This is a genomic window from Mycoavidus sp. SF9855, assembly GCF_024582735.1.
Classification (GTDB): domain Bacteria; phylum Pseudomonadota; class Gammaproteobacteria; order Burkholderiales; family Burkholderiaceae; genus Mycoavidus.
In genome coordinates, this window is record NZ_CP102085.1 from 385,180 (window position 1) to 398,771 (window position 13,592).

Below are 13,592 nucleotides of genomic sequence, written 5' to 3' on the forward strand. Positions count from 1 at the left end.
AGTTATAAATTGATACAGGTCAGCGACGGAAAATTGATACACCGAATTGAGAAGACGTCCACTATTCCAGGCAAGGTCACCCTTGTACGGGAATAAACAGTTTTAAAGAATACGGCAGGGATATCTATATCGATGATGCGACTTACTTGGACACGCCAATGAAAAGATGACTCAAAGGTATGTCCGACACCGCAAAGGAAAACTGGTTAGTCCGACTAAATAACTCCCGTTTTGCGGAACTAATTCGAGTTGAAAATTGATGCAAAAAACACGAATTGCGGAACACCCCTCTGTTTTGCGGAACAAATAAAAAAGGCCTACATCGCTGTAGACCTTTTAGAATTTGGCTCCCCGACCAGGGCTCGAACCTGGGACCTGCGGATTAACAGTCCGTCGCTCTACCGACTGAGCTATCGAGGAATAAAGAACCCGCTATTCTATTGACGGGTTCAGAAATTGTCAACTAAAACCCTGTAATTTACGTGCAATAAGTTTCAACCTCAGTCTAATTTATGACGTTACATAATGACTACGAGTAAAGTGCAACGCCACTTATCTAGCTTGGTTGCACGTTTTATCGCTCGAGCAAGTCCAATTTATTGGGTTTATCTTTCCAATCATCCGCATCGGACAGAGGGGCTTTTGTTTTGGTAATGCTTGGCCAGTGCTTAGCGAGTTCTGCATTCAGCTCGATGAATTGCTGCTGTTCCCCAGGCAGGTCTTCTTCTGCGTAAATTGCGTTGGCTGGACACTCAGCAACACATACTGCGCAATCAATGCATTCTTCAGGATCGATCGCAAGAAAATTAGGTCCCTCACGGAAGCAATCGACCGGACACACATCAACGCAATCAGTATAGCGGCATTTGATACAATTTTCAGTTACTACATGAGTCATGCAACCCATCTCCTTGCAAAAAGCATAATGTCTTAAAGCTATTCAATCAATACAATGGCTAAAATTTATTGGTTCGCGCTCAATCTTAGCAGATTGGTAAAACACGCCAGTATAATCTTTGTTTTAGTGTGGTTAAGCTATGAACGATTTTTCACCGTAAAACATGATTGATATTTCATCTTCTGCGTCCGTATTGTCTGGTGAGTGGAGCATACCGTTTGCCGGTATGATCCTGTCGATTGCATTTTTGCCACTCCTCACCCCCGTTTTGTGGCACCGGCATTTTGGTAAAGTTGCTGCATTTTGGACCCTGGCGTTTATTGTGCCTTATGCAGCTATATTTGGCGTACGCGCGGCCAGTCAGAGTGTCGTGCATGCCCTGGTTGCCGACTATATACCTTTTATTATATTGCTAGCGGCCCTTTATACCGTGGCTGGTGGTATTTGTGTGCGGGGTAATTTACACGGCTCACCGCGGATGAATACAGCGCTCCTGGCGCTTGGTACCGTGCTTGCTAGCTTTATGGGCACTACCGGGGCAGCGATGCTGTTGATTCGCCCCTTGCTGCGCGCTAACGATAATCGCCGGCATGTTGCGCACATTGTCATATTTTTTATATTCTTGGTCGCTAATGTGGGAGGCTCGCTCACGCCGCTTGGTGATCCGCCATTGTTTCTTGGTTTTCTGAATGGCGTCGGTTTTTTTTGGACGACGGCCCATCTCATTAAACCCATGTTGTTTGTCACCCTTTTATTGTTGGCGTTGTTCTACTTGCTTGAGCGGTATTATTTCTACCAGCGTGAAGAAGAGCGCTCGCTTTTTTTGGACCCGACACCTGATTCAGCTTCGCTTTCAATCGATGGCAAAATTAATTTTATATTGCTTGCGTTGATGCTTGGGCTGGTATTCATGAGTGGTGTTTGGAAGCCTGGTATCACTTTTAACCTCTTGGGTACGCCGGTTGCATTGCAAAATCTATTGCGTGATGCACTGTTGCTGATAGTGATTTTAGCTTCCTTGCGCTATACCCCAAAGCCAGCACGCGTGGGTAATGCCTTTGTGTGGGCGCCTATTACGGAAGTCGCAAAACTTTTTGCGAGCATATTTGTGACGATTGCACCGGTTATTGCGATTTTGCGCGCGGGTCAGACGGGGGCATTTGGTTTTGTCACGCGGCTGGTCAATGATGAGCAGGGACAGGCTATGAATGCAATGTACTTTTGGGTCACCGGGCTGCTGTCGTCTTTTCTTGATAATGCACCGACTTACTTGGTGCTATTTAATACGGCCGGCGGCGATGCCGCTCATCTGATGCAGGAAGGGGCCTCAACCTTAGCGGCCATTTCCGCCGGTGCAGTTTTTATGGGGGCGTATACCTATATTGGCAATGCCCCAAACTTTATGGTCAAATCAATCGCCCAATCATCTGGCGTGCGCATGCCAAGCTTTTTAGGTTATATGGTTTGGTCAGGTGCTGTGCTGACGCCTATTTTTGCTCTAACGACGTTACTTTTTTTCTGTTGAAACGATCAACTTTCACTTTATGCAGGTCAATATTTCCCGATGTCAATATTAATGTTTGCGATTGCTGGTATAGGATTCGCCCTCGTGCTGATCGTTGTGTTGATGCTTTTTATGCGGCTCAGCATACGTGCTCAGTTGATAGCATTGCGCACGCGGCTGGAGGATATATATAATGCACAATCCCATGCTAGTGAGTGCCTTGGGCGCGAATTACGTAGCGATGTGACTGAAACTGCACGCATGATGCGCGTAGAGTTAAGTACGGGACTCGCTCAATTCCAGCAAAGTTTGTCTGCACAGTTGACTAGTATTGCTACCTTGCAAAACAATCAAATCGATTCTTTTGGGCAACAGCTCGCAAAGCTGACCGCGAGCAATACCACTCAGCTTGAAGCTATGCGATACAGTGTGCAGCAACAGGCCCAGCAGGCGCGCGAAGAACAAGGCATAGCCCTTAAACGCTTTAGCGATACGCTTAATCAGCAGTTGTCACAACTCTCTGAAGAAAATAGCCGCCGTATCACCGAAATGCGCGCCACGCTTGAGCAAAAATTAAAAGATATCGAAACAAATAACGCGTTAAAGCTTGATGAAATGCGTCATGTGGTTGATGAAAAATTACACGCTACCCTTGAGCAGCGGTTAGGTGAGTCGTTCAAGCTGGTTGGCGAACAGCTTGAACAAGTGTATCGCGGGCTTGGTGAAATGCAAACGCTTGCAACCGGCGTTGGCGATCTGAAAAAAGTTCTGACCAATGTGAAAACACGCGGTACCTGGGGTGAAGTGCAGCTTGGCGCATTGCTTGAACAGGTATTAACTCCTGATCAATATGCTAAGAATGTGGTCACGGTGCCCGGTAGCAGCGAGCACGTGGAGTTTGCGCTACGCTTACCTGGCCGTTACGATAACGCCGCGGATGCGAGCGGTCTTACTACGCCGGTCTGGTTGCCGATTGATGCAAAATTTCCTCGTGCCGATTATGAGCGTTTAATCGATGCTCAAGAACTCGCAGATCCGGTGGCACTTGAAGAAGCGTCGCGCGCATTGGATGTATGCGTGCGGCAAGCGGCGCGAACGATTGCGCAAAAATACCTTGCGCCACCGCATACAACTGATTTTGGCATACTTTTTCTGCCGACAGAAGGACTCTATGCGGAAGTGCTACGCCGTCCAGGACTGAGCGATGCTTTACAGCGCGACTACCGGATCACTGTTGCGGGGCCGACTACCTTGACGGCATTACTGAACAGCTTGCAAATGGGGTTTCGTACATTGGCCATAGAAAAGCGTTCGAGCGAGGTGTGGCGAGTGTTGGGGGCAGTGAAAACTGAATTTATGAAGTTTGGCGAAGTTTTGGCCAAGACGAAGTCACAATTAGAAACGGTCACGCGTTCAATTGAGGCGGCTGAAACACGTACCCGTGTTATGCATAAACAGCTACGCACGGTTGAGGCGCTACCGAGCGAGTCTGCGGCTCAGTTGTTGATGGACACTGAGTAAGCTTAGGCACTGATGTCATCCAGCGTGATCTCAATGCCGCCAACATACGAGGATACCCAGTTATAGATTTGGCACGCGAGCCATAAGAGCACAAAACCAACGGCAGCATTGATTAATAGTGCGCTAAGGAGCGTACTTATTTCAAATACGCCATAGCGCATGTAAGCTATTACCGCGCCCAATAAGACAATCGGTACCGAGAAAGTCAAGTAAATCAGGATCAAAGCTTTTGCAGCTTGGCCTGGTGCAATATATGAGATTTGCTTTTTCATAGGGTATTTTGCCATATCAGGAAACTCCCCTTTAGGTTGAGAATTTTTTATATTTATATATTACCGAAATTTTTAGGCTTTGAGGCCACCACTGGCCCGCTCGATTTGAGCTAGATCGCGCACTGAGCGAACCGTGCTAAAACCGTGCGCAATGAGTTGGGTGCGTACCGCAGCCGCTTGATCATAGCCGTGCTCAAGCCATAGCATACCGTCGTTTGTAAGCCAGGCGCTGGCTGGGGCGATGATTGTGTGCAGGGCGGTGAGGCCGTTTGCTTGATCGGTCAGGGCCTGTCGAGGTTCAAAGCGTAGATCGCCTTGGGTTAAATGTGGGTCGTGAGCGGCGATATAGGGAGGATTGCTGACAATAACATTAAAACGCCCATGCTGTGGCAGCGCTTTATACCAGTCGCCAGCTGCAAAATGGAGAGGGCCGCCCGGCCGGTCAACCGGCAATAGGTGGTGGGCATTCCATTGGGCAATGGCCAGCGCTGCGTCTGAGCGGTCCGTGGCCGTGATGATCGCATCAGGCCGTTGGTGCGCAATGGCAATCGCAATCGCGCCGCTGCCGGTACCTAAATCGAGCACCCGTGGCGCATCGATTGAGGCAATCGCGGCCAGGGCTAACTCAACCAGTAATTCTGTTTCTGGGCGTGGAATAAGCACCGCCGGGGTGATGCGAAAGTTCAATCCAAAGAATTCCCGCTGCTCAATGAGCTGTGCGATAGGTTCGCCAGCGATGCGGCGTTCTTCAAGTGCATGAAAGGCCACCACTTGGTCCACTAGCAGTTTCTGAGAGGCCCGCGTGATCAGTTCAGTGCGTTGCCAGCCAAGCACGTGAGCCAACAGGACACGGGCATCAATCGCATCAAGCGGCGACGCGCGTAGGAGTTGGCCTGGGGTAGTTGCCGGCAGGATTTTGGGCGGCATTAATTGGCGTCTCCCAGCGTGGCGAGCAAATCTGCCTGATGTTCGCTAATCAGCGTGTTAATGAGATCATCCAGATCACCATCCATCAACGCTTCAAGTTTATGGAGCGTTAGATTAACCCGGTGATCGGTCATTCTGCCCTGTGGGAAATTATACGTGCGAATGCGTTCTGAGCGATCTCCCGAGCCAATCAAGCGCTTGCGCGTTGCCGCCTCTTTTGCTTGTTGCTCATGGTAGCGTTGGTCCTGAATGCGCGCAGCGAGCACTTTTAGGGCGCGGTCCTTATTTTTATGTTGTGAACGATCATCCTGACACTCAACGACAATCCCGCTTGGTAGATGCGTGATGCGGACTGCTGAATCGGTTTTATTAATGTGCTGGCCGCCGGCGCCCGATGCGCGGTAAGTATCGATGCGTAGGTCAGCGGGATTGATTTCAACTTCGCCTAAGTCGTCGGCTTCTGGCATGACCGCTACCGTACAAGCAGAGGTGTGAATTCGTCCCTGCGCCTCGGTTTCTGGCACGCGTTGCACGCGATGTCCACCCGATTCAAATTTCAAACGTGAATAAGCGCCTTGACCGATGATCCGGATAATAACTTCTTTATAGCCCCCCAGTTCGGAGGGGTTTTCAGAGATGACTTCGACTTGCCAGCGTTTGCGTTCTGCATAGCGCAGATACATGCGCAGCAGCGTGCCAGCAAACAGCGCACTTTCATCACCGCCGGCTCCAGCGCGAAGTTCCAGAAAAATATTGCGCTCGTCGTTAGGGTCTTTAGGCAAGAGCATGGTTTGCAGTTCTGCCTCAAGCTGCGCCATGCGTGAGCGAGCATTGTGCAACTCGTCTTCAGCAAATGAGCGCATAGCCGCGTCCGCGAGCATTTCGTGCGCGGTTTGTTCATCAGTTAGGGCATGCTGCCATTGTGCATAATGTTCAACTAATGGCGCTAGCTCGGCATGCTCGCGCGTGAGTTTTCGGTATTGATCAAGGTCCGAAGTCACGCCTTCTTTGCTGAGTAATTGGTTTAATTCCTTAAGCCGCTGCGAGAGCTGCTCAAGTTTGTACTGCATACTTTGTTTCATAAAAATTAGGTGAGGGCAAGCGGGTGGTTTTTTATCAAGAGGCTTTTATCTGCTTGGATATCTCAATAAAATTGTTTAAAGGATTTCCGACGCATGGTCCGCTAGGCGAGATCGTTCGCCGCGTGCGAGCGTCACGTGACCGTTATGTTGCCAGCCTTTGAAGCGATCTACGACATAAGTCATGCCAGAACTGCCTTCAGTCAGATAAGGGGTGTCAATTTGTGCGATATTGCCTAGGCAAACAATTTTGGTGCCGGGTCCGGCGCGGGTGATGAGCGTTTTCATCTGCTTGGGCGTTAAATTTTGTGCTTCATCAATGATCAGGTATTTGCTGACAAAAGTGCGTCCCCGCATAAAACTCATACTCTTAAATTTTAGTCGTGAACGAATTAGATCTTGAGTTGCTGCTCGGCCCCATTCGCCCGCACTGCTATCTGTTTTCTGGAGAACCTCCAGGTTGTCGTCAAAGGCGCCCATCCAGGGCAGCATTTTTTCTTCTTCAGTGCCTGGCAAAAAACCAATATCCTCACCTACTGGCACGGTCGCCCGGGTAACGATAATTTCGTTATAACGCTTGTCATCAAGCACCTGCACTAAACCTGCTGCCAGCGCGATTAAAGTCTTACCCGTACCTGCTTGACCTAATAAGGTGACAAAATCAACGTCTGGGTCCATCAGCAAATTTAAGGCAAAGTTTTGTTCGCGGTTGCGTGCCGTGATGCCCCACACATTATTTTTGTAATGGCTATAGTCGCGCAAGGTTTGTAAAAGCGCAGTTTTGCCATGAATTTCACGTACCTGTGCGTGTAACCCTAGTTCGCCGTTATTGGGCTCAAAATAAACAAATTGGTTAATGAGGAATGATGCGCATTGTGGGCCGGTGATTCTGTAAAGCGTGGTGCCGGTTTTCGTATCTTGCCAGCTTTCCATGCCTTTACCATGGGTGCTCCAAAAGTCAGGCGCCAACGCCAACATGCCGGAATACAGAAGATCTTTGTCTTCAAGCACCTGATCATTGAAATAATCTTCAGCCGGTAAGCCAAGTGCATGCGCTTTAATACGCATGTTGATGTCTTTTGACACCAAGATAACCTGTTGCTCAGGATGCTTATTTTGTAGAGCATAGACAACGCTAAGGATCTGATTATCTGCCTTACCAGGGGGTAAACCATCAATTGGGGCAAAGGGTTGCAGCTGCGTTTGGAAAAAAAGATGTCCGCCGGCTTCACGATGTCCAAGGCGTGCCAAAGGGATACCGGTAGTGAGCAAATTACTGGCATTGGCGATCAATGCGTCTAGCGTGCGGCTTGCTTGACGCGCGTTGCGGGCGACTTCCGACATGCCTTTTTTGTGGTTATCAAGCTCTTCGAGCGTCATCATTGGCAGATAAATGTCGTGCTCTTCGAAGCGAAATAGGCTTGAAGGATCGTGCATTAAGACATTGGTATCCAGCACAAAAAGTTTACGAGCAAGATTGGCTGACGTTTCCTGATGAGCCGGCTGAGCGCCACGCGTTCGGCGGCGGGGCGGCGTGTTGGCGGCAACAGGCGCCGGCGTGCTGTTTGAGGGCCGTGGCACAGCGGCAACACTGGGCGCAGGCGCCGCTTTTTCTTTTTGGGGCTGTTTTACCGTATCTTTTTGGGGTTGTTTTACAGTACGAGCCTTGGCTTGATACATGTCAAGCGGTAATTGGCTACCAAGTTTGGTTGGCGCGGTCGGCAAAGGCATGGTCTTCCTTGATATTCAGTACATAGATTTTACGCTTTTGCGAGCGCTTGCACAGCGTGTAATACTTCCTCAACGTGCCCCGGTACTTTGACGCCGCGCCATAAGTGGCGCAAGATGCCTTGCGTATCGAGCAAGAAGGTCGAGCGTTCGATGCCCCGCACTTCTTTACCATACATGTTTTTGAGCTTAATGACGTCAAACAGCGAGCAGAGTTCTTCTTGCGCATCTGAAATCAAGATAAAGGGCAAATTGTGCTGCGTTTTAAAATTCTGATGAGATTTTAAGCTGTCACGAGAAATGCCGATAATTTCGGTGTTTGCTTGGCTAAATTGGGCATAGGCATCCCGGAAATCCTGACTCTCGGTGGTACAGCCTGGGGTGTTGTCTTTAGGATAAAAGTACAGCACCAGATTTTTCCCGCGTAGGCTGCTGAGCGAGATTTCGCCGTCTAACCCGGTTAAGGTACTGCTAATAGCGGCTGCACTGAATTCTGGCACGGCTTGATGAAGAGCGACGGACATCAAAATTCTCCTGTTTTTACGTTGTGATAAGACAACGGTTTGGGTTAGGGCTGCACAATCAATTCGCCAGAGCGTCCAGGGACTTCCCCCCAGCTGACAGGGTGCAAGGATAATCTATCGAGCTTAAGCGTTGCATAATAATCAGCCAATGCAACTAATGAATGGCCTTGTGCGCGCCAGCCAGAAAGGAGTTCGGCAAAAGCCGGCGCGAGTTTTTGCCCTTCTAATTCTGCATGTAGGGTGAAGACTTGAGCCGTATCCTGACCGGCTTGCTCTGGCTCAGTCAGCGCGAGCAATTGGCGTACGACTTCAGCGGCGCTGGCGCCATTGACCCCTAATTTCTCATCGAAGGTGGGCAAGGTGGTTGGGAGTTGGACATGGGCTAGCGGCTGGCCACCCAGCGTTGGCCGGTATGGACTGTGGCCGCGGCCGTCGGACGCATAGGCCATCTGCCAAGCGTCAATTTGGGCAAAAGCGAATTCATTCATTTGCCAGCCGGCGGCGCCGTGAGTCGCCGGCGCTGAGCCAAAAATTTCCATAAAACGCGCGTAGCTTTTTTGCATCTGGGCTAGTGTCCAGTCACGTTCGCGCTGACGCACATTGTCTTGCCAGCGAACATGATCCCAGGTGTGAATACCGCATTCAAAACCGGCATCGCGCACGGCGCGCATTTCAGCTGCTGCTCGGCGGCCTATATCTGGGCCGGGTAACAAGACGCCATACAAAAGAGTTTTTAAACCATAGTGTTCGAGTACTGAAGTGCGTGATACTTTTTTTAAAAAGCCTGGGCGTAGCGCCCGACGCAATGCCCAGCCGGTATGATCCGGACCTAGGCTAAACAAGAAGGTCGCCCGCGCGTTAGCGCGCTCTAATAAACGAGCGAGCGCTGGCACGCCTTCACGCGTGCCGCGCAACGTATCAACGTCGATTTTGAGGGCGATCTGAGCCACGTGTGAACGGTCAGCTATGCGACTAGAGTGCGTGCTTCGGCAGCATGGTTGCGGTACGCGTTGAAAATTTTGCGCAAGGCCGCATCCATGCCAATGGTGGGCTTCCAGTTAAGTTCAGCGCTGGTGTTATCAATGCTTGGCACGCGATTTTGTACATCTTGATAGCCGTCGCCATAGTATGCGCCTGACGAAGTTTCAACCAGCTTGACTTGCTCTGCGTTAGCCGCGTATTCGGGAAACTCAGCGGCGAGTTTGAGCATCATCTGGGCGAGTTCTCGCACTGAAAAATTGTTATGGGGGTTGCCAATATTGTAGATTTTGCCAAGCGCCACGTCGGCCGGGTTCTCAATCATGCGCACGAGGGCGTCAATGCCATCATCAATATCCGTAAAAGCACGTTTTTGCAGGCCGCCATCGACTAGATTGATGGTCTCGCCACGCAAGATATGGCCGAGGAATTGAGTCACCACGCGTGAGCTACCTTCTTTCTGGGTGTGGATTGAGTCGAGTCCAGGGCCAATCCAGTTGAACGGCCGAAACAAAGTAAAACGCAATCCTTCTTGCATGCCGTAGGCCCAAATCACACGATCCATCAATTGCTTTGAGCAAGCATAGATCCACCGTGGTTTATTAATTGGACCATAGGTGAGAGCTGAGCTTTGCGGATCGAATTCGCTATCCGCGCACATGCCATAGACTTCTGAGGTTGACGGAAAGACGAGATGTTTGCCGTATTTAACGGCTGAGCGAACGATGGGTAAATTGGCTTCAAAATCCAACTCAAACACACGCAATGGCTCTTTGACATAAGTCGCAGGCGTAGCAATTGCAACCAGCGGCAGAATCACGTCGCATTTGCGGATATGGTATTCAACCCATTCTTTATTGATCGTGATATCGCCTTCAAAGAAATGCATTCTCTCGTGTTGAGTGAGATCCCCCAGGCGATCTGCTTGCATATCCATACCGAACACTTCCCAATCGGTTGTGCTGAGAATACGCTTAGATAAATGATGGCCAATGAAGCCATTGACACCCAAAATGAGAACTTTTTTCATGAAATCAAAAACAAGAAATATGGAGAGGCATCTAAAGAGAGCATCCGTAGGCTAAGTATTCGTCATCTCTGTGAGCTCAGCCGAGCTAATAGAGCGTCCTTGGTGCTGCAAATCGTGAATAGCAATAGCACGGCCATCGCCGCATATGCCAAATAGCGTATTATCCACTATCTGTAGGCCTGGCGGCAAATCAGGGCAGGTTAACTGATCAACTGCGACGAGCCGGGCGCGGGCAATGACGAGGCGTTTGCCATTTATTTCAGTAAAGGCGCCAGGGTAAGGCGGGGCCACAGCGCGAATTAAATTATAGACCGTCTGTGCGGGCTGGCGCCAGTCGATACGCCCGTCTTCGGGTTTACGGGCGCCGAAATAACTGCCCTTGGCGAGAATGTTTGGCAGCCGAGGCGCTGTGCCTGAAAGTAATGCCGGTAAACTATTCCATAGGGTTTGCTCGGCGGCAACGGTGACTTTATCGAAGACTTGGGCTGCGGTGTCATCCGGTAAGATAGGCACAGCCGTTTGGGCCACGATCGCGCCCGCGTCAGGTTTGGCGGTCATTTCATGTAGTGTCGCGCCAGTTTGCGTTTCACCCTGCACAATGGCCCAGTTGACGGGTACGCGGCCGCGATATTTCGGTAGAAGTGAACCGTGCATATTAAATGCGCCTTGCCGCGCCAGCGCCAGCAGTTCAGGGCTTAGCATATGCCGATAATAAAAAGAAAAAATAAAGTCGGCGTTGGCGGCGCGTACCGCTGCGAGTAATTCGCTGGCGTGTCCATCTGTGGGCGTTAGAGTGGGCAGTCGGTGTTCGGCTGCGAGCGCAGCAACGCTGTCAAACCAGATATTTTCAGCCGGATTATCTTGATGCGTTACGACCAAGGCAACTTCGACGCCGCGCGCCAGCAACACTTGCAAACAACGCACCCCAACTTGATGATAGGCGAAGACAACAGCGCGCACGGTCATGATTGGCTAGGGGTTGTATGCGTATGATGGTTCGTTTCAAGCATGGTTTGGACCAAATAACGCGGCCGTGCGCGCACTTGTTGATAGATGCGCCCGATATATTCGCCAAGCAACCCCAACGCAAGAATAATCACCCCAAATAGAAAGAACGTAATCGCAAATAGCGTGAATACGCCTTGTACTTCCGCGCCCACGATGAAGCGGCGCACCATCAGCAAGATAAAGAGTGCAGCCGAACCCAGCGACAGGAAGATGCCGATGAATGATAGCCATTGCAATGGCGCCACCGAGAAACCTGTGACTAGATCGAAATTAAGCCGCATCAGGCTATAAAATGAATATTTCGATGTGCCAGCAAAGCGCTCTTCATGCGCTACTTCGATTTCTACCGGGCGTTGTGCAAAAGTATAAGCGAGGGCCGGGATAAAAGTATTCAACTCACCGCAGCGATTAATGGTATCGACAATATGGCGGCTATAGGCGCGCATCATGCACCCTTGATCTGTCATGCGGATATGCGTGATACGCTCGCGCAGTTGATTCATCGCGCGTGAGGCTTTACGGCGCCACAGGCTATCTTGCCGCTGATGGCGGATAGTGCCAACATAATCGTGGCCTTCGCGCATTTTTTGCACGAGCTTGCCGATTTCTTCTGGCGGATTTTGTAAATCGGCATCAAGTGTCACAATGATTTCACCGCGCGCAGCTTCAAAGCCGGCAAGTATGGCCATATGTTGTCCATAGTTGCCGTTGAGTAAAATCACGCGCGTGTTCTCGGGCTGTGCGCGAAACTGGTCAGCGAGTAAGGCTGCAGACTGATCTTGGCTGCCATCGTTCACAAAAATGACTTCGTAGGGTAGCGCGAGCGCGTCCAGGGCTTTATATAGACGATCAAATAATGCGCTAAGCCCAGCTTCTTCGTTATAAACCGGGATGACAACGGATAATTCAGGTGTTTTCATTTGACTGGATGAGATGAATATTGTTCGCAAATTTCATTAACCGCGGCCACGACCCGTTTGACCTCATGCCGCGGCATGGATGGAAAAAGAGGCAAGGTCACAATTCCAGCGCCAATGCGCTCGGCATGTGGAAACATATTAACGGTGAAACCGCGTGCTCGATACAATTTGAAAAGGTGAATCGCGGGATAGTGCGCGCCACTGCCAATGCCTCGTGCGTGTAGTTCAGCCATAAAGCCAGCACGGTCAAGTGTGAGTGCTGACAGCGGCAGCACAATCTGAAACATATGCCAATTGGTATGCTCAAAATCATAGGGCGGTAACTCTACGCCGAGCGCCACTGCTGCCCCGTTAGCAAAGTGTGCAAAATAATCTCGAACGAGTTCGCGCCGCTGCTCGGTAAAGCGTGCTAAATGTGGCATTTGTCCCAGGCCGACACGGGCGGCGACATCGCTCAGATTAAATTTGCCGCCAAGGACATCAACCTCCATGCCGTCAAAGCCGCTACGGGTTACGCCCTGTAGGCGGTACTTCTGTGCTAAAGATGCTTCGGCCTCATCATTGAGCACTAACGCGCCGCCTTCAATTGAAGTCAGATTTTTATTCGCATGAAAACTAAAGGACACCAAATCACCCATGGCGCCAATGCGTTGGCCGCCCCAGCTTGAGCCAAGCGCTTGAGCGGCGTCTTCAATCACCCGCAGCCCGTGTGCGCGCGCAATCGCGTATAGCCGATCCATATCGACTGGCAGCCCGGCGAGGTAAACTGGCATGAGCGCTTTAGTACGGGGCGTGATTGCTTGTTCGAGCAAATTAAGGTCAAGGTTGCGCGTGAGCGGGTCGATATCAACAAAAACAGGGGTTGCGCCAACCTCGATAATTGTATTACTGGTCGCCACCCAGGAGAGCGGAGTTGTGATGACTTCGTCACCTGGGCCTACTCCTGCGATGCGCAAGCTGATTGCAAGTGTTGCGGTGCCAGAATTGAAAGTCCGTACCGGACGTCCGCCGACATAATCGGATAAGGCTGCCTCAAAAGCGAGATTTTGGGGGCCAGTTGTAATCCAGCCGCTGCGCAAAACATCGGCAACACCAGCGATTGTTTCTTCATCGATCGTTGGGCGAGTAAAAGGCAGAAACTCCTGACTCATCAAGATATCCTTTACGAATTAAGTAATGGGGCGTAGTGAGTAATGATCATCG

General features: G+C 50.5%; 13 protein-coding genes and 1 tRNA gene. 2 read left to right on the forward strand and 12 right to left on the reverse strand.

Going from position 1 to position 13,592, the window contains the following annotated elements; genetic code table 11:
- Positions 1 to 344 precede the first annotated feature (344 nt).
- Together NQD60_RS01670 and fdxA are read right to left on the reverse strand one after the other, a co-directional pair.
- Positions 345 to 420, reverse strand: a tRNA-Asn gene (locus tag NQD60_RS01670).
- A gap of 154 nt (positions 421 to 574) precedes the next feature.
- Complete coding sequence (fdxA, locus tag NQD60_RS01675; protein ID WP_223693513.1) at positions 575 to 898, reverse strand: ferredoxin FdxA; 324 nt, start codon at positions 896 to 898, stop codon at positions 575 to 577.
- 163 nt (positions 899 to 1,061) lie between these two features.
- Between fdxA and NQD60_RS01680 the strand changes: the two genes are divergently transcribed.
- On the forward strand, positions 1,062 to 2,423 hold the full coding sequence (locus tag NQD60_RS01680; RefSeq protein WP_257100800.1) for a sodium:proton antiporter: 1,362 nt from the start codon (positions 1,062 to 1,064) through the stop codon (positions 2,421 to 2,423).
- A gap of 102 nt (positions 2,424 to 2,525) precedes the next feature.
- Positions 2,526 to 3,923, forward strand: coding sequence for a DNA recombination protein RmuC (locus NQD60_RS01685; RefSeq protein ID WP_257101230.1), 1,398 nt, complete (start codon positions 2,526 to 2,528; stop codon positions 3,921 to 3,923).
- 2 nt (positions 3,924 to 3,925) lie between these two features.
- Here the strand turns inward: NQD60_RS01685 and NQD60_RS01690 are convergent, their stop codons facing one another.
- From NQD60_RS01690 to NQD60_RS01735, 10 genes are all read right to left on the reverse strand, one after another.
- Positions 3,926 to 4,195 carry a DUF3566 domain-containing protein gene (locus tag NQD60_RS01690; protein WP_223693517.1) on the reverse strand — a complete coding sequence of 90 codons (270 nt, stop codon included), beginning with the start codon at positions 4,193 to 4,195 and terminating at the stop codon, positions 3,926 to 3,928.
- A gap of 72 nt (positions 4,196 to 4,267) precedes the next feature.
- The gene (prmC, locus tag NQD60_RS01695; RefSeq protein WP_257100801.1) at positions 4,268 to 5,122 is read right to left on the reverse strand and encodes a peptide chain release factor N(5)-glutamine methyltransferase; all 855 of its coding nucleotides are present in this window, start codon (positions 5,120 to 5,122) and stop codon (positions 4,268 to 4,270) included.
- Complete coding sequence (gene prfA / locus NQD60_RS01700; RefSeq protein WP_257100802.1) at positions 5,122 to 6,204, reverse strand: peptide chain release factor 1; 1,083 nt, start codon at positions 6,202 to 6,204, stop codon at positions 5,122 to 5,124. Before prfA ends, prmC begins: the two co-directional genes overlap by 1 nt.
- 75 nt (positions 6,205 to 6,279) lie before the next feature.
- Positions 6,280 to 7,932, reverse strand: a complete 1,653-nt coding sequence (locus tag NQD60_RS01705) for a PhoH family protein (RefSeq protein ID WP_257100803.1) — start codon at positions 7,930 to 7,932, stop codon at positions 6,280 to 6,282.
- A 29-nt stretch (positions 7,933 to 7,961) separates the two neighbouring features.
- Entirely contained in the window at positions 7,962 to 8,453 is a 492-nt protein-coding gene (locus NQD60_RS01710) for a peroxiredoxin (protein ID WP_257100804.1), read from the reverse strand.
- A 44-nt stretch (positions 8,454 to 8,497) separates the two neighbouring features.
- The gene (locus NQD60_RS01715) at positions 8,498 to 9,403 is read right to left on the reverse strand and encodes a polysaccharide deacetylase family protein (protein WP_257100805.1); all 906 of its coding nucleotides are present in this window, start codon (positions 9,401 to 9,403) and stop codon (positions 8,498 to 8,500) included.
- Between the two features lie 14 nt (positions 9,404 to 9,417).
- On the reverse strand, positions 9,418 to 10,461 hold the full coding sequence (locus NQD60_RS01720) for a bifunctional UDP-4-keto-pentose/UDP-xylose synthase (RefSeq protein ID WP_257100806.1): 1,044 nt from the start codon (positions 10,459 to 10,461) through the stop codon (positions 9,418 to 9,420).
- 51 nt (positions 10,462 to 10,512) lie between these two features.
- A complete protein-coding gene (locus NQD60_RS01725) occupies positions 10,513 to 11,427 on the reverse strand; it encodes a formyltransferase (protein ID WP_257100807.1) in 915 nt (304 codons plus the stop codon).
- Positions 11,424 to 12,389: a glycosyltransferase gene (locus NQD60_RS01730; protein ID WP_257100808.1), complete on the reverse strand. Its 966-nt coding sequence runs from the start codon at positions 12,387 to 12,389 to the stop codon at positions 11,424 to 11,426. The genes NQD60_RS01725 and NQD60_RS01730 overlap by 4 nt, the downstream gene beginning before the upstream one ends.
- Positions 12,386 to 13,540, reverse strand: a complete 1,155-nt coding sequence (locus NQD60_RS01735; protein WP_257100809.1) for a DegT/DnrJ/EryC1/StrS aminotransferase family protein — start codon at positions 13,538 to 13,540, stop codon at positions 12,386 to 12,388. Before NQD60_RS01735 ends, NQD60_RS01730 begins: the two co-directional genes overlap by 4 nt.
- Positions 13,541 to 13,592: the final 52 nt, after the last annotated feature.